Genomic DNA, 24,816 nt, shown 5'->3' on the forward strand with positions numbered 1-24,816 from the left:
GGCTCCCAGTAGACGACTGGGTTGATAGGCCGGATATGGAAGCCCTGTGAGGGGTGGAGTTGACCGGTACTAATAGGCCGAGGGCTTGTCCTCAGACGCTCGCGTTCACTGTGTGGTTCCCGGGTAGCGAACAGCTATCGCCGGCGAACAAGGAAACACTTATTCAACTGAAAAGTGTGTTTCGCTGAATACCCGATAGGGTTTCGGTGGTCATAGCGTGAGGGAAACGCCCGGTTACATTCCGAACCCGGAAGCTAAGCCTCACAGCGCCGATGGTACTGCAGGGGGGACCCTGTGGGAGAGTAGGACGCCGCCGAACAATCATTCAAGGCCGCGGCCCCAGCGACTCGCTGGGGCCGCGGCCTTTTTGTGTTTTGCGAACGTGAAGAAGAAGGTCCGGCAGGACGGGACTTCCGCCCAGACGCGGAGGGTCCCGACATGCCGGACAATGGAGAGGTGCGCGGGCCAGGAGGTCGGCGCCGAAACCGCGTGACGGCAGCGGGAGTTGCACGCACGGCCGACGCGGTGAAGCTGAAGCAGCAGAAGGAGTCACCACGATGTCGAACCAGCCCCAGGACCGTCCCGAGCGTCGATCGGACGACGGCCGAGGCTATGAGCCCCGGTCCCGTGGGGGCTGGTCGAACGACCGTGGCGGCTACCGCCGCGACGACCGGCGCGACGACCGTCCGGTCGGCGGCTTCCGTCGCGACGACCGCCAGGGCGGTTTCCGTCGTGACGACCGTGACGACCGTCCGCATCGGGACGACCGTCCTTCGGGCGGCTACGGCCGTGACCGGGATGACCGTGGTGGCGACCGCGGCGGGTTCCGTCGGGATGACCGTCCGGCCGGCGGCGGCTACCGCCGTGATGACCGCCCGTCGGGTGGGTACGGCCGTGACCGTGACGACCGCGGCGGCTTCCGTCGTGACGACCGTCCGTCCGGCGGTTTCCGCCGTGACGACCGGGATGACCGTGGTGGCGACCGTGGTGGCTTCCGCCGTGACGACCGCCCCGCCGGTGGCGGCTTCAACCGTGACCGCCGTGACGACCGTCCGGCCGGTGGCGGTTTCCGCCGGGATGACCGTCCGGGTGGCTTCCGTCGTGACGACCGTGACGACCGTCCGCGTCGGGACGACCGTCCCTCGGGTGGCTACGGCCGTGACCGGGACGACCGCGGTGGCGACCGCGGCGGGTTCCGCCGTGACGACCGTCCGGCCGGTGGCGGTTTCCGCCGGGATGACCGTCCGGGTGGCTTCCGTCGTGACGACCGTGACGACCGTCCGCGTCGCGAGGACCGTCCCTCGGGTGGCTACGGCCGTGACCGGGACGACCGCGGTGGCGACCGCGGTGGCTTCCGCCGCGACGACCGCCCCGCCGGCGGCGGCTTCAACCGTGACCGCCGTGACGACCGTCCGGCCGGTGGCGGTTTCCGTCGGGATGACCGTCCGGCCGGTGGCGGTTTCCGTCGGGATGACCGTCCGGGTGGCTTCCGTCGTGACGACCGTGACGACCGTCCGCGTCGGGACGACCGTCCCTCGGGTGGCTACGGCCGTGACCGGGACGACCGCGGTGGCGACCGCGGTGGCTTCCGCCGCGACGACCGCCCCGCCGGTGGCGGTTTCCGTCGGGATGACCGTCCGGGTGGCTTCCGTCGTGACGACCGTGACGACCGTCCGCGTCGCGAGGACCGTCCCTCGGGTGGCTACGGCCGTGACCGGGACGACCGCGGTGGCGACCGCGGTGGCTTCCGCCGCGACGACCGCCCCGCCAGCGGCGGCTTCAACCGTGACCGCGGTGACCGCGGCGGCTTCCGTCGTGACGACCGCGGCGGAGACCGTGGTGGCTACCGCCGCGACGACCGCCAGGGCGGCGGCTTCCGTCGCGATGACCGCCGGGACGACCGCCGTGACGACCGTCGGGACTACGACGACCGCCGGGGCAACTACGAGCCCGTCAAGCGTCTGCCGATCCCGGAGGACGTCACCGGCTTCGAGCTGGACGCGGACGTGCGTCAGGAGCTCAAGAGCCTGCCCAAGACCCTCGCGGACGACGTCGCCCGCAACCTGGTGATGGTCGCCCGCCTGCTCGACGGCGAGCCGGAGGAGGCCTACCAGTACTCGCGCGTCGCGCTCCGGCTGGCCTCCCGCGTGGCTGCCGTCCGTGAGGCGGCCGGCTTCGCCTCGTACATGACCCAGCGTTACTCCGAGGCGCTGACCGAGTTCCGCGCCGCCCGTCGGATGACCGGTCGGGCGGACCTGTGGCCCGTGATGGCCGACTGCGAGCGCGGTCTGGGCCGTCCGGAGCGGGCGCTGGCGATGGCCGGCGAGCCCGAGGTGAAGCAGCTGGACAAGGCCGGCCAGGTGGAGATGCGCCTGGTCGCGGCCGGTGCCCGCAGCGACATGGAGCAGTACGACGCCGCTGTGGTGACCCTGCAGAGCCCGGAGCTGGCCTCCAGCGCCGTGCACCCGTGGACCGCGCGGCTGCGGTACGCCTACGCCGAGGCGCTGATCGCGGCCGGTCGTGCCGACGAGTCCCGTGAGTGGTTCGCCAAGGCGGCCGAGGCGGACACCGACGGCGCCACCAACGCCTCGGAGCGGCTCGCCGAGATCGACGGCGTGGGCGAGTTCACCGACGCGCTCGACCCCGAGCTGGCCGAGGACGACACCGAGTCGGCCGAGGCCCCGGCGAAGAAGCGCGGCGGCGACATCGCCGACGACCGCGTGATCTTCGAGGACGAGGAGGACGTCGAGGAGTTCTACGACGAGGACGACCTCGAGATCGACGAGGACTTCGACGGCGTGGTGCCCGAGCGCGCCCGCGACGCCGAGGCGGAGACGGTGTCGGCGGACGCCGGGACCGACGAGGCCGCGGACGGCGCCAAGGACGACGCCAAGGTCGAGGACAAGGACAAGGACGAGGCCAAGGGCTGATCGGGCCCCCTCGAAAACACCGTGAGGCCCTGCCGTTCCCCGGGATCCACCGGGAACGGCAGGGCCTCACGCCGTCCGGGCCCCGCGTGGAGGGCCCGGTGCGGGGTCAGCCCAGGGCGAGGTTGCGCAGCACCAGTCCGGTGGCCGGCTTCGGCCCGAAGGAGGTGGACTTGCGCGGCATGGTGACGCCCTGTTCGGCCAGCCGCCGCACCACGCTCTCCCGGACCGGGTGCAGCAGGACGGCGGTGCCACCGGTGCGGGCCGCCTCCCGTTCGGCGGCCGCGGCGGTGTGCAGGTAGCCGATGTCGTCCGGGCCGTCGGGGACGTGCCAGGTGTGGTCGAGCAGGGTGGCGTGCAGGACGGTGGCGTCCAGCCGGCGCCACTCCTCGGGCCGGTCGTGCGGCACGGTGGCGTCCAGCAGGGCCTCCTCGGGCTCGCCGAGCAGCCAGTAGACGCCGTCGCCGCCGGTCAGCACGAAGCCGTTGCCGCCGTGTCGTTTCTGCTCGGCGAGCGCCTGGAGCGCGGCGGGCAGCGGTCCGGGGACCTCCTTGACCTTCCAGTGGTCGCCGAGCTGCTCCAGCGCCTCGGCCACCGGCAGCCGGTAGAGGACGCGGTGGATGGCCCGCACCCGCAGCGGGTACCGGGCGGTGTCCACCAGGAGCACCAGGCCGCGGTCCCACGGGCTGCGGGGCAGGTGGCGGTGCTCGCGCTGGAGGCGCAGGTACATCTCCCAGCGGTGGTGGCCGTCGGCGATCAGCGCCCGGCAGGTGGCCAGGTCGCGGCCGATCTCGGCGATGTCGTCCGGGTCGGTGACGGCCCACAGGCGGTGGTGGGTGCCGTCGCTGGTGGCGGTGGAGAGCAGCGGCTCGCCCTCGACCGTCCGCTCGATCACGTCGGAGGCGCCGCCGTCGCCGCGGTAGGTGAGCAGCAGCGGTTCCAGGTTGGCCCGGGTGGTGCGCATCAGGCCGACCCGGTCGGCGACCGGCCGCGGCATCACGTCCTCGTGAGGGAGCACGACGCCGACCTCGCGGCCGCTCACCGCGAGGGCGCCGATCAGGCCGCGCTGCAGCAGTTCGGGGGACTCGGCGGTGGCGGGAACCCGCTGCTCGTAGACGTAGATCGCCGGGTCCGGGTCGGCGGCGAGGATCCCCTCGCGCTGCCAGGCGGCGAGCAGGCGCGCGGCGTGCCGGTACCGGGTGTCGCGGTCCGGGCGGTCACCGGCGTCCTCGGGCTCGGGCCGGGGCAGGATCAGCCGGACCACGTTGTGCGGGTCGGCGGTCTCCAGGTCGAGCCGGCGGCCCGGGTCGACGACGTCGTACGGCGGGGACATCACCGCGGCCAGGGCGCCGACCCGGTCGGGGACGTAGCGCAGGCCGCGGAAGGGGGACAGGGACAGGCCGGCGGTGGCGACGTGCCCGGGATCGCCGGGGCCGCCCTCGGGAGTCTCGACTCCGTCTTCTGCACTGGGTGTGCTCATTCTGGGCATCGTAACCGGGTACGCGTTGTTGAGAGATCGGAATACCCGTGCCGACCTGTGGGGCGGGTGTGCGACCGAGGGCGAGGTACGGCATGGACGACGGGCGGGAACGCGTGGACGGCGGCGGATCGGCCGGGTCGGGCGGGCCGGTCGACGCCACCGGTGGGGGCGCTCCGGCCCACGGCGGCGGATCGGCCGGTGGAGTGCCGCCGCAGAGCCGGTCCGGGGAGCCCGTCGGCGACGTGTACGACTGGTTCCGCCGGGGCGCGCAGCTGCTGGCACAGGGCCATCCGGCGGCCGCCGAGCAGCTGCTGGCCCGGGCGGCGGAGGCCGAGCCGCACTCGCGCAGCATCCGGGAGGCGCTGGCCAGGGCCCAGTTCGACGCGGGCTCGTACGCGGCGGCGCTGGAGAACTTCCGGGTGGTGGCACTGGCCGATCCGGCGGACGACTACGCTCAGTTCGGGTGGGGGGTCGCGGCGGCCAGACTGGGCGACTTCGAGACCTCCGCCGAACACCTGGCGCTCGCCGTGGCGATGCGGCCGGAGGCCGACCACTACCGGGCGGCCCTGCGGCAGACCCGGGCGACGCTGGCGGCCCGCGCCGGGGCGTACGGCCCGCTGCTGCCCGGGGCTCCCGGGTACCTGGCGCCGCCGCCCGCCGCGGCGGACCCGACCGGGGGAGAGCCGGAGGGCGTCGACGGCGACGCCTGACGGGCGCCGGCGCGGTGTACGCCGAAGCGGTGCACACCGAAGCCGTGCACGACGAAGCAGTGAACGAAGCCGTGAACGACGAAGCAGTCAACGACGACGCAGCGAACGATGCGAACGACGCAGTGAATGAGGTAGCGCAGCCATGACCGAGACGGCCACCCCCGTGCGACGGACCGCCCCCGGCGGCAGCGAGCGACCGCTGACCGAGGCGTACGACACGGCGCTGCTGGACCTGGACGGCGTGGTGTACGAGGGCGCGCACGCGATCCGGCACGCGGTGGCCGCGCTGGACGACGCCCGGGCGTCCGGGATGCGGCTCGCGTACGTGACCAACAACGCGTCGCGCCCGCCGCGGGTGGTGGCCGAGCACCTGACCGAGCTGGGCGTGCCGACCGAGCCCGCGGACGTGATCAACTCGGCCCAGGCGGCCGCCCGGGTGGTCGCCGAGAAGGTGCCGGCCGGGGCGAAGGTGCTGGTCGTGGGCGGCCTCGGGCTGGAGGAGGCGCTGGCCGAGCGGGGGCTGGTCCCGGTCCGCTCGCTGGCCGAGGAGCCGCTCGCGGTGGTCCAGGGCTTCGATCCCTCGGTGGGCTGGGAGCACCTGGCGGAGGCCTCGTACGCGGTGCAGAGCGGCCTGCCGTGGGTGGCGTCCAACCTGGACCTGACGGTGCCGCGGGCGCGCGGCATCGCGCCGGGCAACGGCACGCTGGTGGCGGCGGTCCGGGCGGCGACCGGGGTCGAGCCGGAGGTGGCGGGCAAGCCGCTGCCGCCGATGCACCGGGAGACCGTGCTGCGCACCGGTGCGAAGCGTCCACTGGTGGTCGGGGACCGGCTGGACACCGACATCGAGGGGGCGTTCAACGGCGGGGTGGACAGCCTGCTGGTCTTCACCGGGGTGACCACCCCCGAGCTGCTGCTGGCGGCCCCGGTCGAGCACCGGCCGACCTACCTGGCGGCCGACCTGCGCGGGCTGCTCGTCCCGCACGCCGCGGTGGCGCCCGAGGCGGACGGTTTCGGGTGCGGCGGCTGGCTCGCGGACGTCGAGGGCGGCGTGCTGCGGCTGACCGGGTCCGGGGACCGCTGGGACGGCCTGCGGGCGCTGTGCGCGGCGTCGTGGACGGCGCTGGACGCGGGCGAGGGGCCGGTGGACGGGCGGAAGGCGCTCGCCGAGTTGGGCCTCTGATCCCTTTCGGTGCCCCGTTCCGGGGCCCGGGCGGACGGGTCGCGGTGGGTCGCGAGGGGGCGCCGGGGTGAGGGCCGGCCGGGTTCAGAGCAGGGTGCGCAGCCGCAGCAGGTCGCGGAAGCCCGCCTCCAGCCGGACCCGGCCGCTCGCCCAGGCGGAGGCGAAGTTGAGCCGGCCGTCGACCATCGCGACCAGGTCGTCGCTGCTCATGGTGAGACGGATCTCGGCCTTCCCCACGGGTGCTCCGGGCGTGGCGACCACGTCCTGGATCCGGCCGTCGCGCAACTGCCCGGTGAAGGTCAGGTCCAGGTCGGTGATCCGGCAGCTGAGCGAGCGGTCGAGGGACGCGGCCTTGCGGACGTCGCCGGTGGACTTCGCCATGTTCCGGCTGAGCTGCTCCAGCGCCTCCCGGCACTCCTCCGCGTTCGCCATGGCGGCGCCTCCCTCCCCCGGTCGCTACGGTGCGGACTGCGGGCCACGGTACCTCAGCGGGGTTTTGGCGGTAGCGTCGTCAGTGGGGTGCCCGGAACCGCCCGGGCACTGAGGGCGACGGAGCGACGCGCGTAGGCGATTGGGAGGCACCCGGATGCTGCCGAGGACGGTTCGGGGAGTGGTGGAGACCGCCGCCGGGGTGGTCGAGGAGGTGGGCAAGCGGGTCGTCGTGACGGCGGCCTCGATCCTGGAGAAGGCCGGGGTCGACGTCACCGAGGTGGAGCGCCGCCTGGGCGGGCAGTTCCCGCCGTCGGCGAAGACGCTGCAGACGCTGGCGGGGGAGGCGGTCACCGCCGGTCTGGCCGGGGTGGACCTGGCGGTCGGGGTGGCGCGCAACGAGGCGGAGAAGGTCTTCGAGAAGGTCGGCGACCAGGTCACCAAGGTCGGCGTGGTGCTGGCGTACCTGGAGACCAAGCTGCGCGAGGTCGAGGAGGAGGCTCCGTCGGCGGCGCCCGGTGCCGAACCGTACGGTGCGGAGGAGCCGGTGCCGGCGCCGCGGGCGGACGACCTGTTCGGGCGCGGCTGGGAGGACGAGGGCGAGCGGTCGGACGGCCGGTCGGCGGGGGAGCCGATAGTCGCCGAGCGGGTGGAGGTGGACGAACCGGTCGAGGTCGATCCGCCGGTTCCCCCGGTCTCGCTGCTCGCCCCGGCTCCGCGGGTGGAGCCGGGGGCCGCAGCGCGGAAGGCTCCGGCGCGGAAGACCGCGGCGGAGAAGACGGCGGCTCCGGCGGAGAAGAAGGCCGCTGAGAAGAAGGCCGCCGCGAAGAAGACGGCCGCGAAGAAGACGGCGGCCAAGAAGACCACGGCGAAGAAGACGACGACTGTCAAGAAGAGCGCCACCGCCAAGCAGGGCAACGCCGCCGGGCAGGCCGGCGCGCAGCCCAAGACCCCCGCGAAGCGCACGGCGACCAAGCGGACCACCGTCCGCAAGGCCACCAGCACGAAGAAGCCCGATGCCCGAGACGAGTGAACCGGCCCCGACCGTCCACGCGGCCACCGTCCACGCGGCCACCGTCCTCGACGCCACCGCGCCGGAGCCGGTCGAGCCGCTCGGCGTCGAACTGCTGCCCACCGGCCACCCCGCGGTGGACGCCGGGCTGGCCCGGCTGGAGGCCCTGGACGGGGTCCCCGCCGAGGCGCACGTCGCGGTGTACGAAGATGTTCACCAGCGGCTCGCCGACACGCTGGCCGCGCTCGACCAGGAATGATCCGTAGGACCCGTAGGAGCTGAAACACCAGTGGCAGTGGCACGACGCCGACTCGACGCGGAGCTGGTCCGCCGCAAGCTGGCCCGGTCGCGCGAGCACGCGTCCGAGCTGATCGCGGCCGGGCGGGTGACCGTCGGCGGCACCACCGCGACCAAGCCGGCCACCCAGGTGGAGACCTCGGCGGCGGTCGTGGTGGCCAAGGACGAGAACGACCCCGACTACGTCTCGCGCGGCGGACACAAGCTCGCCGGGGCGTTCGCCGCCTTCGTTCCGCAGGGCCTGGTGGTCGAGGGCCGCCTGGCCCTGGACGCCGGGGCGTCCACCGGCGGGTTCACGGACGTGCTGCTGCGGGCCGGGGCGGCCCGGGTGCTGGCGGTGGACGTCGGTTACGGGCAGCTCGCCTGGTCGCTGCAGAGCGACGAGCGGGTCACCGTGATGGACCGCACCAATGTGCGCGAGCTGACCCCGGAGCTCATCGGCGGCACCCTGGTGGACCTGGTGGTGGGCGACCTGTCGTTCATCTCGCTGGGCCTGGTGCTGCCCGCCCTCGCCTCCTGCGCGGCCGAGGACGCGGACCTGGTGCTGATGGTCAAGCCGCAGTTCGAGATCGGCAAGGAGCGCCTGGGCAGCGGTGGGGTGGTGCGCAGCCCGCAGCTGCGCGCCGAGATGGTGCGCCAGGTGGCCGGGCAGGCGTGGGAGCTCGGGCTGGGCGTGCGCGCCGTCACCGCGAGCCCCCTGCCGGGGCCGTCCGGGAACGTGGAGTACTTCCTGTGGCTGCGCCGGGACGCCCCGCAGCTGGACCCCGCGGAGGCGGACCGGGCCGTGGCGGAGGGGCCCCGATAGGGTGCTCAGCGGACGTCCGGCCCGTCATGCTGTATGGCGGCCGCACCGGGGCGAGGGCGCCCGGCAGGCGTGAGGGAGAGGGCAGCGGCATGAGCGATGAAGAACGTACGGTCTTCCTGATCGCGCACACCGGCCGGGAGGCGGCGCTGCGCAGCGTCGAGTCGCTGGTGCACGGGCTGCTGAAGGCGGGACTCCGGATCAGACTGCTGGAGGCCGAGGCGGTCGACCTGGACCTGCCCGACGGTGTCGAGAAGGTCGCCGAGGGCCCGGGCGCGGCGGACGGCTGCGAGCTGATCCTGGTGGCCGGCGGGGACGGGACGCTGCTGCGCGGGGCGGAGCTGGCGCGCTCGCACGGGCTGCCGATGCTCGGGATCAACCTGGGGCGGGTGGGCTTCCTCGCGGAGGCGGAGCGGGACGACCTGGCCGTGGTGGTCGAGCGGGTGGTCGACGCGGACTACGAGGTCGAGGAGCGGATGACGATCGACGTCATCGTCCGCACCAACGGCGATGTGGTGCACGAGGACTGGGCGTTGAACGAGGCCTCGATCGAGAAGGCGTCCCGGGAACGGATGCTGGAGGTGGTGACCGAGGTGGACGGCCGTCCGGTCTCCAACTTCGGCTGCGACGGCGTGGTCTGCGCGACGCCGACCGGCTCCACCGCGTACGCGTTCTCCGGCGGCGGTCCGGTGGTGTGGCCGGAGGTGGAGGCGCTGCTGATGGTGCCGATCTCGGCGCACGCGCTGTTCGCCCGGCCGCTGGTGACCTCGCCCGAGTCGGTGCTGGCCGTCGAGGTGCAGCCCAAGACCCCGCACGGCGTGCTCTGGTGCGACGGGCGGCGCTCGGTCGAACTGCCCGCCGGGGCACGGGTTGAGGTCCGCCGCGGGCGGACGCCGGTGCGGCTGGCCAGACTGCACCGGGCGCCGTTCACCGACCGGCTGGTGGCCAAGTTCGCGCTGCCGGTGACGGGTTGGCGCGGCCGGGCGGACCACCACTAGGTAGCCTCCCGCTGGGACCGCCCGAACGTGCCGCCGTGGCCGGGCTGTTGGCTGGTCGTCAGACCGCCAGCGGCTGGGCCTCGTCGGGCGTGTCGAGCCGGCCGCCGGTCGCCGTTCGGGCGGCGACCGCGGCGAGGCGTTCGACGGCGGCCGGGACGGTCGCGGCGGGCACGGTGAGCGGGATCCGGATGTGGTGCTCGAACGCGCCGTCCGAGCCGAAGCGGTTGCCGGAGGCGATCCGCACCCCGTCGCGCTCCCCGGTCCGTGCCAGCGCCGCGCCGGACAGGCCGTCGGTGGAGACCCACAGGGCGAGTCCGCCGGTCGGCATCGGGAAGGTCCAGCCGGGCATGTGCTCGGGCAGCGTCGCGGCGAAGGCGTGCGCGGTGGCCCGCAGTTTGTCGAGCTGGTGGGCCCGTACGGCGGCCAGCGGCTCGCCCAGCAGTTCGGCGGTGATCAGCTGGTCCAGGACCGGGGTGCCGACGTCGCTGTAGACCCGCTCGCCGGCCAGTCGGCGCACCAGCGCGGGCGCGGCCCGGACCCAGCCGATCCGCAGGCCGCCCCAGAACAGCTTGCCGGCCGAGCCGACGGTGACCACCTGGGCGGCCCGGTCCAGTGCCGCCATCGGGCGCGGCAGCGGCGCGGTCTCCGGGACGCCCCAGCCGAGTTCCGCGGTGGTCTCGTCCACCAGCACGATGCTTCCGGCGGCCCGCGCGGCGGCCAGCAGTTCGCGGCGCTGGTCCTCGCCGATCAGCGCGCCGGTCGGGTTGTGGAAGTCGGGGATGAGGTAGGCGAGTCTGGGCGCGGCGCCGCGCAGCACCCGTTGCCACTCGTCCTGGTCCCACCGCGCCGTGGGGTGGTGCGCGTAGGGCACCGGAACCAGCCGGGCGCCGGAGAGCCGCAGTGCCTGCAGGGTGTGCGCGTAGCTGGGGGCCTCGACGGCGACCCGGTCGCCGCGGCCGACCAGCACCCGCTGGACCAGGTGCAGCGCGCCCATCGCGCCGGTGGTGATCAGGATCTGGTCGGGCGTGGTCGGCAGCCCGCGCTCGGTGTAGCGGCGGGCGACGGCCTCGCGCAGCACCGGGACGCCGGTGGGGTAGTGGCCGTGGCCGGCGGCGTAGTACGGCAGTTGCTCGACCGCCCGGGCGGCCGCAGCGCCGACCCAGGGCTGCGGGGCGGGCAGGGCGGCCACGCCGAGGTCCAGGGTGCGGCCCTGTTCGTCCGGCGGGACGGGGTGCAGGGCGTCGCCGGGTGGCGGCGCGCCCTCGGGCAGGGCGGTCCAGCTGCCGGCGCCGCGGCGGCTGCGCAGGTAGCCGTCGCCGCGCAGCGTCTCGTACGCGGTGGCGACGGTGGTGCGGCTCAGCTCCAGGGCGGTGGCCAGTTCGCGCTCGGCGGGCAGCCGGGCGCCGACCGGCAGCCGGCCCTCGGTGACCAGCAGCCGGATCTGCCCGGCCAGGGTGCGGTAGGCGGGGCGCCGGGCGGTGGGCGGTTCCGGGAGCCGGGCGGTGGTGAGCAGCCGGGCCAGCGCGGGCGGGGTGACGGTGGTGTGCCAGTCGGCCATGGCGATCAGTCCAATTGCTCTGGATTGGCCCTGGAGTGGGCTGCTTTGGCCTGGCCATCATGGCAGGGCGGCCGTACCGTCCGCCACCCGCCGGGCCACCCGGCGGTGCAGCACCACCGCAGGAGCACACCTTGGCCACTACGACCACACCCGCAGTCCGCGTCCTCGGCGACACCCACGGCCTGGGGCGCCGGATCCCGCAGCTGTTCGCCGGCCTCGCCCTGTACGGGGCGAGCATGGCGCTGATGCTCCGCTCCGGCCTCGGCCTCGACCCCTGGGACGTCCTGCACCAGGGCCTGCAGCGCAGCGTCGGGCTGTCGGTCGGTGCCTGGGTGACGATCTGCGGCGCCCTCGTGCTGCTGCTGTGGATCCCGCTGCGCCAGCGCCCGGGCCTGGGAACCGTCGCCAACGTGCTGGTGATCGGCGCGGCCATGGACCTCACCCTGCGGTTCGTCGGGGGCCCCGGCGCGCTGCCCGCCCGGATCGCCGTGATGGCCGCCGCGATCCTGCTGAACGGCCTGGCCAGCGGTCTCTACATCGGCGCCCGGCTCGGCCCCGGCCCGCGCGACGGCCTGATGACCGGCCTGCACCGGCGCACCGGCCGTTCGCTGCGGCTGATCCGCACCGGAATCGAACTGACCGTCCTGGTCGTCGGCCTGCTGCTCGGGGGCACCGCCGGGGTCGGCACCGTCGCGTACGCGCTGGCCATCGGGCCCCTGGTGCAGTTCTTCCTGCCCTGGTGCACCGCGCCCGAACCCGCGCGAAACCCCCGGAAGGGATGAACTTCGGGGTACGGAGTTGCCGCGCGCCGTTGCCGCTCGTCGCGCGCCGGGGGTGGAACCTCGTATGGTCGTCTCCGTGTTGGACGAGATGCGGATACGGGATCTTGGGGTCATCGACGACGCGGTGGTCGAGCTGGCCCCCGGCTTCACCGCCGTGACCGGTGAGACCGGCGCCGGCAAGACCATGGTCGTCACCAGCCTCGGCCTGCTGCTCGGCGGGCGCGCCGACCCGGGCCTGGTGCGCAACGGCACCGGACGCGCCGTCGTCGAGGGCCGGCTGGAACTGCCCGCCGGCTCCCCGGTGGCGGCGCGCGCCGTCGAGGCCGGGGCCGAACTGGACGACGGCGCGCTGCTGATCAGCCGGACCGTCTCCGCCGAGGGCCGCTCCCGGGCGCACGTCGGCGGACGGGCCGTCCCGGTCGGGCTGCTCGCCGAGCTCGGCGAGGACCTGATCGCGGTGCACGGCCAGACCGACCAGCAGCGCCTGCTGCGCCCGGCCCGCCAGCGCGGCGCGCTGGACCGGTACGCGGGCGAGGCGGTGGCCGAGCCGCTGGCCCGCTACCGGGAGACCTACCGCGTCCTGCGCGAGGTCTCGGCGACCCTGGAGGAACTGACCACCCGGGCCCGCGAGCGCGCCCAGGAGGCCGACCTGCTGCGCTTCGGCCTGGACGAGATCGCCGCCGCGGAGCCGGTGGCCGGCGAGGACGCCGAGCTGGCCGCCGAGGCCGAGCGGCTCGGCCACGCCGACGCGCTGTCCTCCGCCGCGACCCTCGCCCACGCCGCCCTGGCCGGCGACCCGGCCGACCCGGAGGCACTGGACGCCGGCACCCTGCTCGCGCAGTCCCGCCGCGCCCTGGACGCCGTGCGCCACCACGACGAGCGGCTGGCCGCCCTCGCCGACCGGCTCAACGAGGTCGGCTACCTGCTCGCCGACGTGGCCGGCGACCTGGCCGGCTACGCGGACGACCTGGACGCCGACCCGGTGCGCCTGGCCGCCGTCGAGGACCGCCGGGCCGTGCTGGCCCAGCTGCTGCGCAAGTACGGCGGCGAGGACAACACCCTCGCCGAGGTGATCGCCTGGGCCGAGGCCGGCGCCGTCCGGCTCGCCGAACTCGACGGCGACGACGACCGGATCGACGAGCTCGGCGCCCGGGAGACCGAGCTGCGCGCCGAGCTGGCCGAGCTCGCGGCCGAGGTGTCGGCCGCCCGGCAGGCCGCGGCCGGGCGCTTCGCCGAGGCCGTCTCCGCCGAGCTCGCCGAACTGGCCATGCCGCACGCCCGGGTGACCTTCGCGATCAGCCAGGTCGACGACCTGGGCGGGATCGAGGTCGACGGCCGCACCGTCGCGTACGGCCCGCACGGCGTGGACGAGGTCGAGGTGCTGCTCGCCCCGCACCCGGGCGCCCAGCCCCGCCCGATCGCCAAGGGCGCCTCCGGCGGTGAGCTGTCCCGCGTGATGCTCGCCGTCGAGGTGGTCTTCGCCGGTGCGGACCCCGTTCCGACCTACCTGTTCGACGAGGTGGACGCGGGCGTCGGCGGCAAGGCCGCGGTCGAGATCGGCCGCCGACTGGCCAAACTGGCCGAGTCCGCCCAGGTCGTGGTGGTCACCCACCTCCCGCAGGTCGCCGCGTTCGCGGACCGGCACCTGGTGGTAGAGAAGACCAACGACGGCACCGTGACCCGCAGCGGCGTCAAGGTGCTGAACGACGAGGAGCGGGTGCGCGAACTCTCCCGGATGCTGGCCGGCCTGGAGGACTCGGAGCTGGGCCGCGCCCACGCCGAGGAACTGCTGGCCGCCGCCCGGGCCCCGCGCCACCGCTAGCCGGGGACGGCGGCCCCGCGGACCGTCGGCGACGCGCCCCGGGCGCCGCCGACTGTCCAAGAGGGCCGCCGACCTGGCATGGTGGCCGCTGGACACTGGCTTCCCAGCCCCGAGCGCCGCCGGGCGGGCAATCCTCGCGAAAGCGGCGCGCGAACCTGATCGAGTCGGATGCGAGACGACGTGGACCATTCCGCCGCCCGGGCCACCGCGGCCGCCCCGGAACCGGGGCAGCTGCACGTGGTACTCGTCCTGGCCGCCAGCACCGGCGGCATCGGTGCGCACGTGCGCTCCCTGGCCCAGGGCCTGGTCGCGCACGGGGTGATCGTGACGGTCTGCGCGCCGGCCGGTACGGACGCCTTGTTCGGCTTCTCCCGCACGGGCGCCAGGTTCCACACCGTCGACATCACCCCCACCGCGGGGGCCCGCAGCGACGCCACCGCGATCGGCGAGCTGCGCCGGGCCTTCACCGGCGCCGACGTGGTGCACGCCCACGGGCTGCGGGCCGGGCTGCTCTCCGACCTCGCGCTGCGCACCGCCGGCCGCTTCCCGGGCCTGCGCCCGGAGACCCCGCTGGTGGTCACCTCGCACCACGCGCTGCTGGCCACCGGGATGGAGCGCCGGCTGCAGCGGCTGATGGAGCGCCGGGTCGCGCGCGCCGCGGACCTGGTCCTCGGAGCCTCCTCCGACCTGGTCGCCCGGGCCCGCGAGCTGGGCGCCACCGACGCCCGGCTGGGCCCGGTGGCCGCCCCGCCGATGCCCGAGGGCCGGCTCGACCGGGCCGCGGCGCGGACCGAGCTGCTCGGCGGCGGACCGGACCGCCCGCTGGTGCTGGCGGTCGGCCGGCTCGTCCCGCAGAAGGCCTTCGGGCTGCTGCTGGACGCCACCCGCGAGCTCGCCGCACTGGACCCGGAGCCGCTGGTGCTGCTCGCCGGGGACGGCCCGGAGGCGGGCGCGCTGCGCGAGCGGGTGACCGCCGAGAAGCTGCCGGTGCGGCTGCTCGGCTACCGCACCGACGTGCCGGACCTGCTGGCCGCCGCCGACGTGGTCGTCGTCCCCAGCCGCTGGGAGGCCCGCTCGCTGGTGGTGCAGGAGGCGATGCGGGCCGGCGTGCCGGTGGTCGCCACCGCCGTGGGCGGCATCCCCGAGCTCGTCGGGGACGCCGCCGTCCTGGTGCCCCCCGGGGATCCGGCGGCGATCGGCGCCGCGGTGCGCGGGCTGCTGGCCGACCCGGCCCGGCGCGAACGGCTGGTGGCGGCCGGCCGGCAGCAGGCCGAGACCTGGCCGGACGAGGCCGCCACCGTCGCCCAGGTGCTCAGCACCTACGACGAGCTGGTCCAGCGCGGCTAGGACGGGCCCTGGACCCCCGTCCGGCCCCGGCCGGTCAGACGGTCGCCTGCTCGACCCGGTCGCCGGCCAGTCCGTCCGGCTGGGCCGACAGGTACGCGGCGCCGCAGGCGGTCAGCCGCAGGGCGGTGTCGATCAGCGGGACGTGGCTGAAGGCCTGCGGGAAGTTGCCGACCTGGCGCTTGAGCCGCGGGTCCCACTCCTCGGCGAGCAGGCCGATGTCGTTGCGCAGCGAGAGCAGCTTGTCGAACAGGTCGCGGGCCTCCTGCACCCGGCCGATCATGGCGAGGTCGTCGGCCAGCCAGAACGAGCAGGCCAGGAAGGCGCCCTCGTGGCCGGAGAGGCCGTCGACGTTGTTGCCGCTCTCGTCGTGGGTGGGGTAGCGCAGCACGAAGCCGTCCTCGGTGGACAGTTCGCGCTGGATCGCCTCGATGGTGCCGATCACGCGCTTGTCGTCCGGCGGCAGGAAGCCGACCTGGGGGATCAGCAGCAGTGAGGCGTCCAGCTCGGTGCCGCCGTAGTACTGGGTGAAGGTGTTGCGCTCAGGGTCGTAGCCCTTCTCGCAGACGTCCCGGTGGATGGTGTCGCGCAGGTCGCGCCAGCGCTCCAGGTGGCTGTCGGCGGGGGCGTCCTCGGGGGTCTGCTCCAGCAGCTTGATGGTGCGGTCGACGGCGACCCAGGCCATCACCTTGGAGTGGACGAAGTGTCGGCGCGGGCCGCGGACCTCCCAGATGCCCTCGTCCGGGTTCTGCCAGTGGTCCTCCAGGTACTCGATCAGGCGCAGCTGGAGGTGGTGGGCGTGGTCGTTGCGGACCAGGCCGGTCATGTGGGCCAGGTGCAGGGCCTCCACGACCTCGCCGTAGACGTCGAGTTGGAGCTGCCCGGCGGCGCCGTTGCCGATCCGGACGGGCTGCGAGCCCTCGTAGCCGGGCAGCCAGTCCAGGGAGGACTCGGTGAGCTCGCGCTCGCCGGCGATGCCGTACATGATCTGCAGGTTCTCCGGGTCGCCGGCGACGGCCCGCAGCAGCCACTCGCGCCAGGCCCGGGCCTCCTCGCGGTAGCCGGTGCGCAGCAGGGAGGAGAGGGTGATCGCGGCGTCGCGCAGCCAGGTGTAGCGGTAGTCCCAGTTGCGTTCGCCGCCGATGTCCTCGGGCAGTGAGGTGGTGGGGGCGGCGACGATGCCGCCGGTGGGGGCGTAGGTGAGGCCCTTGAGGGTGATCAGGGAGCGGATCACGGCCTCGCGGTAGGGGCCCTGGTAGGTGCACTGGTCGGCCCACTCGTGCCAGAAGTCGGCGGTGGCGTCGAGCATCTCCTCGGCGTCCGGGGCCTTCGGCGGGTCGAGGTGGGAGGCCTGCCAGGTGAGCGCGAAGGCGATCCGCTCGCCGGCGGTGACCGTGAAGTCGGCGTAGGTGGTGAGGTTGCGGCCGTAGGTCTCCGAGACGCCGTCCAGCCAGACCGAGTCCGGCCCGGCCATGGCGACGGTGCGGTGGGTGCCGTCGGCCTGCTCGACGCGGTGCACCCAGGGCACCACCCGGCCGTACGAGAAGCGCATGCGCAGCGCCGAGCGCATCCGGACGGTGCCGGACACGCCCTCGACGATCCGGATCACCTGGGGGACGGCGTCCTTGCCGGCCAGCGGACGCGGCGGCATGAAGTCGATCACCCGGACGGTGCCGCCCTGGGTGTCCCACTCCTGCTCCAGGATCAGCGAGTCGCCCCGGTAGCGGCGGCGGTCGGCGGGCAGGGCGGGTGCGGCGGCGGTGGGCGGGGGCACCCGCAGGTCGGCGGTGTCGGCGATCCGGATCCGGCCCGGGCTCGCGGGGGCGGGGGTGGCGGGGGTGGCGGCGGCGGGGGCGGGGACCGCGGTCAGGACGGCTTCGGCCGGGCCGATCCGCCAGAAGCCGTGTTCATCGGTGCCGAGCAGGCCGGCGAACACGGCCGGCGAGTCGAAGCGGGGCAGGCAGAGCCAGTCCACCGCCCCGTCCCTGCTGACCAGGGCAGCGGTCTGCATGTCCCCGATGAGTGCGTAGTCCTCGATACGGCCGGCCACGTGGATCTCCAGTTCGCAATGTGGTCAGGGCATCGGCGAGCGGAGGGAGCGAGCGGTCTGCGGGGCCGGGGTTCCACCCCGGGACGTCCGGTCTGCCGGGGGGTGGTGGCAGTCCTTGCTGGAGTGTCCGCGCGGGGCTCGGTCGAGCCCCTGGAGTGGGTGGGGAGGAGCGGGAATACGGGGAGGTCCGGTCGCGCATCGGGGACCGGGAGTGTCCTGACCCTCCCACGCCCTCCGCGTGCTCGTGCTGTCGGCGATGCGTCCGAGCAGCTTACGACGGACGAAAGGGGCGAAGCACGCGGGCGCAGCCCGGTGTGGCGCCGCAATTCGGCGGAAATGCCGTGCATCGCGGGTGCGCGACCAAGGATGGTCCGGAAGGATCACCTCCGGGTGGCCTGTCCGGAGGGGGCGGAGTGACCCGGACGGAAACCGCCGGCTGGCCTGGTCCGGTGGGTTGTGCGACCGGTGTGACACGTGCGGCGGATGGTGCGCCGGTGGTGCGCCCGGCGCGCGCTCCCGGTGTGGCGCGCGCGGCCCGAACGGCGTCCCGGTCGGGGCACTGTTACCCTGGTATCCCGTGGACCGGCGGGATCAAACGCCCCGGACCAGCCGAACCGGCGACCCTTCGAGCGCGGTGCCCCGCACCCGACTCCGTCGCCCGGCGAACCCCGAGCCTCCCGCCCACGTCACCTCCGACACGCGACCCACGGGAGCCCCCTCTTGGCACAGCCCCATTCCGGCAAGGCAGCGAACGGCCGCGCCGTGACGACCAAGCACCTCTTCGTCACCGGGGGTGTCGCCTCGTCGCTCGGCAAGGGGCTCACCGCCTCCAGCCTCGGTGCCCTGCTCAAGGCCCGCGGCCTGCGCGTCACCATGCAGAAGCTCGACCCGTACCTCAACGTGGACCCGGGCACCATGAACCCGTTCCAGCACGGTGAGGTCTTCGTCACGGACGACGGCGCCGAGACCGACCTGGACATCGGCCACTACGAGCGGTTCCTGGACACCAACCTGCACGGCTCGGCGAACGTCACCACCGGCCAGGTGTACTCGACCGTCATCGCCAAGGAGCGCCGCGGCGAGTACCTGGGCGACACCGTCCAGGTCATCCCGCACATCACCAACGAGATCAAGTCCCGGATCCGCCGGATGGCGACCGAGGACGTCGACGTGGTGATCACCGAGGTCGGCGGCACCGTCGGCGACATCGAGTCGCTGCCGTTCCTGGAGGCCGTCCGCCAGGTCCGCCACGAGGTCGGCCGGGACAACGTCTTCTTCGTGCACGTCTCCCTGCTGCCGTACATCGGCCCCTCGGGCGAGCTGAAGACCAAGCCCACCCAGCACTCCGTCGCCGCGCTGCGCAACATCGGCATCCAGCCGGACGCGATCGTGCTGCGCGCCGACCGCGAGGTCCCGCAGGCGATCAAGCGCAAGATCTCGCTGATGTGCGACGTGGACGAGGAGGCCGTGGTCGCGGCCATCGACGCCAAGTCGATCTACGACATCCCGAAGGTGCTGCACGGCGAGGGCCTGGACGCCTACGTGGTGCGCCGCCTGGACCTGCCGTTCCGCGACGTCGACTGGACCACCTGGGACGACCTGCTGCGCCGCGTCCACGAGCCGCAGCACATCGTCAAGGTCGCCCTGGTCGGCAAGTACATCGACCTGCCGGACGCCTACCTGTCGGTGACCGAGGCGCTGCGCGCCGGCGGCTTCGCCAACAACGCCCGGGTCGAGATCAAGTGGGTCACCTCGGACGACTGCGAGACCCCCGAGGGCGCCCGCGAGCAGCTCGGCGACGTGGACGCGATCTGCATCCCCGGCGGCTTCGGCGACCGCGGCGTCAACGGCAAGGTCGGCGCCATCACCTTCGCCCGCGAGAACAAGGTCCCGCTGCTGGGCCTGTGCCTGGGTCTGCAGTGCGTGGTCATCGAGGCCGCCCGCAACCTGGCCGGCCTGCCGGAGGCCAACTCCACCGAGTTCGACTCCGCCGCCAAGCACCCGGTCATCTCCACCATGGCCGAGCAGCTGGCCATCGTCGACGGCAAGGGCGACCTGGGCGGCACCATGCGCCTGGGCCTGTACCCGGCCAAGCTCGCCGAGGGCTCGATCGTCCGCGAGGTCTACGGCGGCGAGCAGTACGTCGAGGAGCGCCACCGCCACCGCTACGAGGTCAACAACGCCTACCGCGCGGACCTGGAGAAGACCGGCCTGCAGTTCTCCGGCCTCTCGCCCAAGGGCGACCTGGTCGAGTACGTCGAGTACCCGCGCGAGGTGCACCCCTACCTGGTGGCCACCCAGGCCCACCCGGAGCTGAAGTCCCGCCCGACCCGCCCGCACCCGCTGTTCGCGGGCCTGGTCAAGGCCGCCATCGAGATCAAGACCGCGGCCTCCGCGTAGTCTTCCGCTCCTCGGCCTCGGTCGTTCACCGAACGGCGGCCCCGCGATTCCCGCGGGGCCGCCGTTCGGCGTTAGATTGTGTCGTACTGACGAAAAGGGGAGACCGATGGACGAGCAGAGCGACCTGGTGATCGCCGACGTGGCCGAGGAGTGGGAGGTCAGGGCCGGCCGGACGCCGTTCCAGGGCAAGGTCACCGGCGTGCGCAGCGAGGAGGTCCGGATGCCCGACGGCAGCTGGGCCCGCCGCGACTACCAGACCCACCCCGGCTCGGTCTCGGTCCTCGCCCTGGACGACCGGCAGCGCGTGCTGATCCTGCGCCAGTACCGTCACCCTGTGCGCCAGCGGCTCTGGGAGCTGCCGGCCGGCCTGCTGGACGTCCCCGGCGAGAACCCGTGGCACGCCGCCCAGCGCGAGCTGTACGAGGAGGCGCACTGCAAGGCCGACACCTGGCGGATCCTCGTCGACTACTACACCTCTCCGGGCGGCACCGACGAGGCGCTGCGGATGTTCCTCGCCACCGACCTGTCGGCGGCCGACGGCGAGCGTTACGCGGCCTCCGGTGAAGAGCAGGAGATCGAGGTCGCCTGGGTGCCGGTGCCCGAACTGATCCGGCTGATCCAGGCCGGACGGCTGCACAACCCGACCCTGGTGACCGGGGCCCTCGCCGTGCACGCCGCGCTCACCGGCCCGGACGGGCTGGACGCGCTGCGCCCGGCGGACTCGCCCTGGCCGGCCCGGCCCTTCGAGGCCTGATCCGCGGGGCGCGCACCGGCATCCGGAGGGAAGCCGTACCCGGAGGGGAGCCGCGTTCTGGAGGGGTGATCCGGCGTCCCCAGGACGCGCTGCTTCCCGGAGGGGTGGCCCGGCATCCGGGGGAAGCGCCGGCGCGACGGTGCGTGAACGGCCGTTCCCGTTGATTCGCCCGGGTGATTCGCCGGTTCGTACGACCGGATGTCACCTCGGCTCAGCCGGACGGTCGAACTACGCTTCGCAGACAGGGCGCCCGTCCGGGGCGGCCCCCGCTGAGCACCGGACAGCGAGTCCGGATGCCGAGCGTCGGATGCCGAGCGCGGGATGACGTCGGGAGTGGCACGGGTGGCGAGGAAGACGGCGACGATGGACCCCGGCCCCGACGCGCCCGCCGGCGCCGTGCCGGGACTGGAACGGCTGCCGGCCGGGCCCGCGCTGTTCGTCGGGCGGCGCGCCGAACTCGCCGCGCTGCGGGCGGCCGCCGCCCGCCCGGCGAGCGGCCGCTGCCCGGTCCTGGTGCTGGCCGGACGCCCCGGCTCCGGGCGGACCGCGCTGGCCGCGCGCTTCGCCCGTACCGTCGCCGCCGACTATCCGGACGGTGTGCTGTTCGCCCGGCTGTCCGCCCCGGACGGCGGCCGGGTGCCGCCCGCCCGGGCCGCCCGGCTGCTCCTGGAACAGCTCGACCCGGAGGCCGCCGTGCCGCTGCCCGGGGTGGTCGAGGACGGCCGGGACGAACCGGGCTGCGTGGCGCTGCGCGAGGCGCTGGCCGGCCTGCGGGTGCTGCTGGTCCTGGACGACGTGCGCGACGCCGGGCAGGTGTGGCCGCTGCTCGCCGACGAACCCGGCTGCCTGGTGCTCGCCACCACCGCCGGGCCGCTCACCGGGATCGAGGACATCGACCCGGTCATCCTCGGCGGACTGGACCGCACCGCCTCCGGCGAACTGCTGGCCGACCTGGTCGGCGGCACCCGGGTCTCCTGCGACCCGGTCGGCGCGGCCGACCTGGCCGAGGCCTGCGCCGCCCGGCCTGCCACGCTGCGGCTGATGGCGGCGTGGCTGCGCGGCAACGCGAAGACCGCGGTCACCGACGCGGCACGCGAGCTCAACCGGGTCGTGGGGGAGGAGCCGGCGCCCGCTGCCGCCACCTCAGCCCCTGGGGGCGAGGGCGGCGTGAACGTGAAGAAGAAGGGGACGGGGAAGGGCGCGGCAGGGGGTGCGGTCGGGGGCCAGGTCGGGAGTGCGGTCGGCGGTCCGGCCGGGGGGCCGGGTGGGGGCGGGCCGAAGGGCGCTCCGGCGAACGGGCCCGGGACGGCGGAGGCCGCCACGCCGAAGGGCGCCGCCGAGAAGAAGGGGGAGGAGGGCGCGGCCGCTCCCGGGGTCGGGACGGCGGGCGATCCCGCGGCCTGGGTCAAGCCCGGTCCGGAGCCGGCCGAGCCGGTGCCCGTCCCCGACAACGACCCGCTGCTCGGCGCCTTCACCCTGCTGTACCGGGGGCTGCCGGCCGCCCAGGCGCGGATGCTGCGCACCCTGACGCTGGCCCCCGCGCAGACCGCCGATCCGCGCACCGCCTCCGCCCTGGTCGGCTGCCCGGTGCCGGAGGCGGCGGCGACCCTGACCGCGCTCGCCGAACGGGAGCTGCTCGGCGAGGAGGCGCCGGCCGCCGACGGCACTCCGCGCTTCCGGGTGCCGGGGCGGCTCTACCCCCGGCTGGTGCGGCTGCGCGAGCAGGAGGACCGGCCCGCCGAGACCGAGCTCGCCCGGGCCCGGCTGCTGGAGCGGCTGGTCCGGCTGACCGAGTCCGCGCGCGCGCTGCTCGACCCGGAGGGCGCCCCCGCCCCCGAAGCGCTGCCGGCCGCGCTGCGGCTGCGGTCGGCCGGGCACGCCCGTGAGTGGCTGCTCGGCGAGCGGGAGCTGCTGCTCGGCGCGGTGGCCGACGCGATCGGCCAGGGCGACCTGGACGGCTCGGCCGGACGGCTGGTCACCGCGCTGCTGCGGACGATGCCGCTGACCGGCGCCGCCGCCCCCGCCGACCTCTACCGGCTGCACGAACTGGTGCTGACCGTCGCCGAGCGCAACGGTCGGCCCCGCAGGGCCTCGGCCGCGCTGCTCAACCTCGGCGACCTGCAGGTCTCGGCCGGTCGGTGGGAGCAGGCCGCCGCGCACTACCGGGCCGCCCTGGAGCACGCCCGGACCGCCGACGACGAGCCGCTCTGCGCCCGTGCCCTGGAGGGCGCGGCCGGTTGCCACCGGGCGCTCGGCGACGCGGTGCGCGCCGCCGACTGGTACGGGCGGGCGCTCGGGCTGCGGCAGTCGCTCGGCGACCACGCCGCCGAGGCCCGGCTGCTGGCCCGGGTCGCCGAGGCGCACACCGCGCAGCGCCGCTTCGACGAGGCGGACCGCGAGTACCGCGCGGCCCTCGCGGTGCTGCGCAGGCTCGGCGACGAACGAGGCCGGGAGGCCGTCGGGGCGGCCCTCGCGGACCTGCGGGAACGCGTCGACGGCGGGTGGTGACGGGCGTTTCGGAGGTATTGTCGAAGATGCCTGGTTGAGGCGTCTTTGGTGGGTAAGTCGCAGGGGAAGCCTACGAACCTGCCAATGTGTGCGGGAAAATTATTCACTTTGGAAGGCTGACACGCCGACTGGGCTTCATTACACTCGAACCTAGTCGCGCAGCGATCCCCGCCCCGGCCTGCCCGGAGGCTTCCCCACGTGCGCGTCGCCCACCGGTCTTCTCCGGTCGGGACCCCCATGGCAAGAGGACGTGTTCAGTCGTGAAGGTCGGCATCCCCCGCGAGGTCAAGAACCACGAGTACCGCGTGGCCATCACGCCCGCCGGCGTGCATGAGCTGGTCCGCAACGGACACGAGGTCTACATCGAGGACAACGCCGGTCTCGGCTCCTCGATCCCCAACGAGGAGTACGTGGCCGCCGGCGCCACCATCCTCCCCACCGCCGACGAGGTGTGGGCCACCGCCGACCTGCTGCTGAAGGTCAAGGAGCCGATCGCCTCGGAGTACCACCGGCTGCGCAAGGGCCAGACCGTCTTCACGTACCTGCACCTGGCGGCCGACCGGGCCGGCACCGACGCGCTGATCGCCTCCGGCACCACCGCCATCGCGTACGAGACCGTGCAGCTGGGCAACGGCGCGCTGCCGCTGCTCGCCCCGATGTCCGAGGTCGCGGGCCGGCTGGCCCCGCAGGTCGGCTCGTACCACCTGATGCGTCCGGCCGGCGGCCGCGGCGTGCTGCCCGGCGGCGTGCCCGGCACCCACCCGGCCAAGTGCGTCGTCATCGGCGGCGGCGTCTCCGGCTGGCACGCGGCCACCATCGCCATCGGCATGGGCTACGACGTGACCCTGCTCGACCGCGACATCAACAAGCTGCGCGAGGCCGACCGCATCTTCGGCACGAAGATCAAGGCCATCATGTCCAACTCCTTCGAGCTGGAGAAGGCCGTCATCGAGGCCGACCTGGTCATCGGCGCCGTGCTGATCCCGGGCGCCAAGGCCCCGAAGCTGGTCACCAACGAGCTGGTCTCCCGCATGAAGCCGGGCTCCGTGCTCGTCGACATCGCCATCGACCAGGGCGGCTGCTTCGAGGACTCGCACCCGACCACGCACGCCGAGCCGACCTTCGAGGTCCACAACTCGGTCTTCTACTGCGTGGCCAACATGCCGGGCGCCGTCCCGAACACCTCCACCTACGCGCTGACCAACGCCACCCTGCCGTACGTGGTCGAGCTGGCGAACCGCGGTTGGAAGGAGGCGCTGCGTCGCGACCCGGCGCTCGCCAAGGGCCTGAACGTGCACGAGGGCCAGATCACCTTCCCGGCCGTGGCCGAGGCCTTCGGTCTGGAGTCGGTCTCCCTGGAGAGCGTGCTCGCCTGAACCCCCTGACCGCACGGCGGTCGTTCGCCCCCGACCCGATCACTCCGGGCCGGGGGCTTCGCCGTGCCCGTGCGCGGCGGGAACGCGGGCAGGTCGCTCTGTCGTCAATTTCCGTCGGTCGTGTCACCCGACCGTCGCCCGGCCGCCGGCCGCTCGCAGAAACGATGGGGTCAGTGACCCACTCATCCCTTGACAGCAGCCCGCCCGATAGTCGACACATCCTGCCGACTACCGTGGATTGTGTTGCTGCGAACGCCTTGAACGGCCTAGAGTCGCAAACCGTCGGCATGCTGCCACGCTGACGAATCGACATAGAGTCCTGGATGCCCAAGGAGGTAAGACGACTTGTGAATGAGTCGACAATTGCTCCCGGGGGTGGTCAGCCAG

The 24,816-nt window shown here is 74.2% G+C and carries 18 protein-coding genes, 2 rRNA genes and 1 pseudogene; 17 read left to right on the forward strand and 4 right to left on the reverse strand.

Annotation, left to right across the window (positions count from 1 at the left end):
- From ACIRD3_RS00005 to ACIRD3_RS00020, 4 genes and pseudogenes are all read left to right on the forward strand, one after another.
- A 23S ribosomal RNA gene (locus ACIRD3_RS00005) occupies nucleotides 1-93 on the forward strand; the annotation flags it as partial.
- 109 nt (nucleotides 94-202) lie between these two features.
- Nucleotides 203-319 (forward strand): 5S ribosomal RNA (gene rrf, locus ACIRD3_RS00010).
- A 385-nt stretch (nucleotides 320-704) separates the two neighbouring features.
- Nucleotides 705-1,535: pseudogene (locus ACIRD3_RS00015) on the forward strand (tetratricopeptide repeat protein); the annotation flags it as partial.
- A 471-nt stretch (nucleotides 1,536-2,006) separates the two neighbouring features.
- Nucleotides 2,007-2,930, forward strand: a complete 924-nt coding sequence (locus ACIRD3_RS00020) for a hypothetical protein (RefSeq protein WP_402210710.1) — start codon at nucleotides 2,007-2,009, stop codon at nucleotides 2,928-2,930.
- Between the two features lie 106 nt (nucleotides 2,931-3,036).
- Here the strand turns inward: ACIRD3_RS00020 and ACIRD3_RS00025 are convergent, their stop codons facing one another.
- Nucleotides 3,037-4,407: a DUF1015 family protein gene (locus ACIRD3_RS00025; RefSeq protein WP_402209181.1), complete on the reverse strand. Its 1,371-nt coding sequence runs from the start codon at nucleotides 4,405-4,407 to the stop codon at nucleotides 3,037-3,039.
- Nucleotides 4,408-4,499: 92 nt separating this feature from the next.
- Between ACIRD3_RS00025 and ACIRD3_RS00030 the strand changes: the two genes are divergently transcribed.
- Nucleotides 4,500-5,117 carry a tetratricopeptide repeat protein gene (locus ACIRD3_RS00030; protein WP_402209183.1) on the forward strand — a complete coding sequence of 206 codons (618 nt, stop codon included), beginning with the start codon at nucleotides 4,500-4,502 and terminating at the stop codon, nucleotides 5,115-5,117.
- A gap of 142 nt (nucleotides 5,118-5,259) precedes the next feature.
- Nucleotides 5,260-6,297 (forward strand): HAD-IIA family hydrolase, encoded by a 1,038-nt coding sequence (locus ACIRD3_RS00035; RefSeq protein ID WP_402209185.1) that lies wholly within the window; start codon nucleotides 5,260-5,262, stop codon nucleotides 6,295-6,297.
- 84 nt (nucleotides 6,298-6,381) lie between these two features.
- Here ACIRD3_RS00035 and ACIRD3_RS00040 read toward each other — a convergent pair whose 3' ends face one another.
- A complete protein-coding gene (locus tag ACIRD3_RS00040; protein ID WP_402209187.1) occupies nucleotides 6,382-6,729 on the reverse strand; it encodes an SCP2 sterol-binding domain-containing protein in 348 nt (115 codons plus the stop codon).
- 178 nt (nucleotides 6,730-6,907) lie between these two features.
- On the opposite strand from ACIRD3_RS00040, the gene ACIRD3_RS00045 reads away from it, so the two are divergent.
- The 4 genes from ACIRD3_RS00045 (at nucleotide 6,908) to ACIRD3_RS00060 (ending at nucleotide 9,835) form a co-directional block, all read left to right on the forward strand.
- Entirely contained in the window at nucleotides 6,908-7,759 is an 852-nt protein-coding gene (locus ACIRD3_RS00045; RefSeq protein WP_402209189.1) for a hypothetical protein, read from the forward strand.
- Complete coding sequence (locus tag ACIRD3_RS00050; protein WP_402209191.1) at nucleotides 7,743-7,997, forward strand: hypothetical protein; 255 nt, start codon at nucleotides 7,743-7,745, stop codon at nucleotides 7,995-7,997. Before ACIRD3_RS00045 ends, ACIRD3_RS00050 begins: the two co-directional genes overlap by 17 nt.
- A 36-nt stretch (nucleotides 7,998-8,033) precedes the next feature.
- Nucleotides 8,034-8,840 carry a TlyA family RNA methyltransferase gene (locus ACIRD3_RS00055; protein ID WP_402210713.1) on the forward strand — a complete coding sequence of 269 codons (807 nt, stop codon included), beginning with the start codon at nucleotides 8,034-8,036 and terminating at the stop codon, nucleotides 8,838-8,840.
- 89 nt (nucleotides 8,841-8,929) lie between these two features.
- Nucleotides 8,930-9,835 (forward strand): NAD kinase, encoded by a 906-nt coding sequence (locus ACIRD3_RS00060; protein WP_402209193.1) that lies wholly within the window; start codon nucleotides 8,930-8,932, stop codon nucleotides 9,833-9,835.
- Between the two features lie 58 nt (nucleotides 9,836-9,893).
- On the opposite strand, the gene ACIRD3_RS00065 is transcribed toward ACIRD3_RS00060, so the two are convergent.
- Nucleotides 9,894-11,393, reverse strand: coding sequence for a PLP-dependent aminotransferase family protein (locus ACIRD3_RS00065; protein ID WP_402209195.1), 1,500 nt, complete (start codon nucleotides 11,391-11,393; stop codon nucleotides 9,894-9,896).
- Nucleotides 11,394-11,629: 236 nt separating this feature from the next.
- Here ACIRD3_RS00065 and ACIRD3_RS00070 point away from each other — a divergent pair, with 236 nt between their 5' ends.
- The 3 genes from ACIRD3_RS00070 to ACIRD3_RS00080 all read left to right on the forward strand — a co-directional run bounded on the left by ACIRD3_RS00070 (nucleotide 11,630) and on the right by ACIRD3_RS00080 (nucleotide 15,344).
- On the forward strand, nucleotides 11,630-12,175 hold the full coding sequence (locus ACIRD3_RS00070) for a YitT family protein (RefSeq protein ID WP_402210716.1): 546 nt from the start codon (nucleotides 11,630-11,632) through the stop codon (nucleotides 12,173-12,175).
- Nucleotides 12,176-12,239: 64 nt separating this feature from the next.
- On the forward strand, nucleotides 12,240-13,997 hold the full coding sequence (gene recN, locus ACIRD3_RS00075; protein ID WP_402209197.1) for a DNA repair protein RecN: 1,758 nt from the start codon (nucleotides 12,240-12,242) through the stop codon (nucleotides 13,995-13,997).
- 168 nt (nucleotides 13,998-14,165) lie between these two features.
- Nucleotides 14,166-15,344, forward strand: a complete 1,179-nt coding sequence (locus ACIRD3_RS00080; RefSeq protein WP_402209199.1) for a glycosyltransferase family 4 protein — start codon at nucleotides 14,166-14,168, stop codon at nucleotides 15,342-15,344.
- A gap of 34 nt (nucleotides 15,345-15,378) precedes the next feature.
- Here the strand turns inward: ACIRD3_RS00080 and ACIRD3_RS00085 are convergent, their stop codons facing one another.
- Complete coding sequence (locus tag ACIRD3_RS00085; RefSeq protein ID WP_402209201.1) at nucleotides 15,379-17,391, reverse strand: glycoside hydrolase family 15 protein; 2,013 nt, start codon at nucleotides 17,389-17,391, stop codon at nucleotides 15,379-15,381.
- A gap of 720 nt (nucleotides 17,392-18,111) precedes the next feature.
- Between ACIRD3_RS00085 and ACIRD3_RS00090 the strand changes: the two genes are divergently transcribed.
- The 4 genes from ACIRD3_RS00090 (at nucleotide 18,112) to ald (ending at nucleotide 24,429) form a co-directional block, all read left to right on the forward strand.
- Nucleotides 18,112-19,791 carry a CTP synthase gene (locus ACIRD3_RS00090; RefSeq protein ID WP_402209203.1) on the forward strand — a complete coding sequence of 560 codons (1,680 nt, stop codon included), beginning with the start codon at nucleotides 18,112-18,114 and terminating at the stop codon, nucleotides 19,789-19,791.
- A gap of 106 nt (nucleotides 19,792-19,897) precedes the next feature.
- The gene (locus ACIRD3_RS00095; protein WP_402209205.1) at nucleotides 19,898-20,545 is read left to right on the forward strand and encodes an NUDIX domain-containing protein; all 648 of its coding nucleotides are present in this window, start codon (nucleotides 19,898-19,900) and stop codon (nucleotides 20,543-20,545) included.
- A gap of 342 nt (nucleotides 20,546-20,887) precedes the next feature.
- A complete protein-coding gene (locus tag ACIRD3_RS00100; RefSeq protein ID WP_402209207.1) occupies nucleotides 20,888-23,053 on the forward strand; it encodes a tetratricopeptide repeat protein in 2,166 nt (721 codons plus the stop codon).
- A gap of 260 nt (nucleotides 23,054-23,313) precedes the next feature.
- Complete coding sequence (gene ald, locus ACIRD3_RS00105; protein ID WP_402209209.1) at nucleotides 23,314-24,429, forward strand: alanine dehydrogenase; 1,116 nt, start codon at nucleotides 23,314-23,316, stop codon at nucleotides 24,427-24,429.
- Nucleotides 24,430-24,816 lie beyond the last annotated feature (387 nt).

Origin of the sequence: Kitasatospora sp. NPDC093550, assembly GCF_044764985.1 — a bacterium.
Taxonomy (GTDB): Bacteria; Actinomycetota; Actinomycetes; order Streptomycetales; family Streptomycetaceae; genus Kitasatospora.

Coding starts and splice junctions, on each gene's coding strand:
- ACIRD3_RS00025 (WP_402209181.1), bottom strand. CDS start 4,407: ATGAGCACACCCAGTGCAGAAGACGGAGTCGAGACTCCCGAGGGCGGC.
- ACIRD3_RS00030 (WP_402209183.1), top strand. CDS start 4,500: ATGGACGACGGGCGGGAACGCGTGGACGGCGGCGGATCGGCCGGGTCG.
- ACIRD3_RS00035 (WP_402209185.1), top strand. CDS start 5,260: ATGACCGAGACGGCCACCCCCGTGCGACGGACCGCCCCCGGCGGCAGC.
- ACIRD3_RS00040 (WP_402209187.1), bottom strand. CDS start 6,729: ATGGCGAACGCGGAGGAGTGCCGGGAGGCGCTGGAGCAGCTCAGCCGG.
- ACIRD3_RS00050 (WP_402209191.1), top strand. CDS start 7,743: ATGCCCGAGACGAGTGAACCGGCCCCGACCGTCCACGCGGCCACCGTC.
- ACIRD3_RS00060 (WP_402209193.1), top strand. CDS start 8,930: ATGAGCGATGAAGAACGTACGGTCTTCCTGATCGCGCACACCGGCCGG.
- ACIRD3_RS00065 (WP_402209195.1), bottom strand. CDS start 11,393: ATGGCCGACTGGCACACCACCGTCACCCCGCCCGCGCTGGCCCGGCTG.
- ACIRD3_RS00070 (WP_402210716.1), top strand. CDS start 11,630: ATGGCGCTGATGCTCCGCTCCGGCCTCGGCCTCGACCCCTGGGACGTC.
- recN (WP_402209197.1), top strand. CDS start 12,240: ATGGTCGTCTCCGTGTTGGACGAGATGCGGATACGGGATCTTGGGGTC.
- ACIRD3_RS00080 (WP_402209199.1), top strand. CDS start 14,166: ATGCGAGACGACGTGGACCATTCCGCCGCCCGGGCCACCGCGGCCGCC.
- ACIRD3_RS00095 (WP_402209205.1), top strand. CDS start 19,898: ATGGACGAGCAGAGCGACCTGGTGATCGCCGACGTGGCCGAGGAGTGG.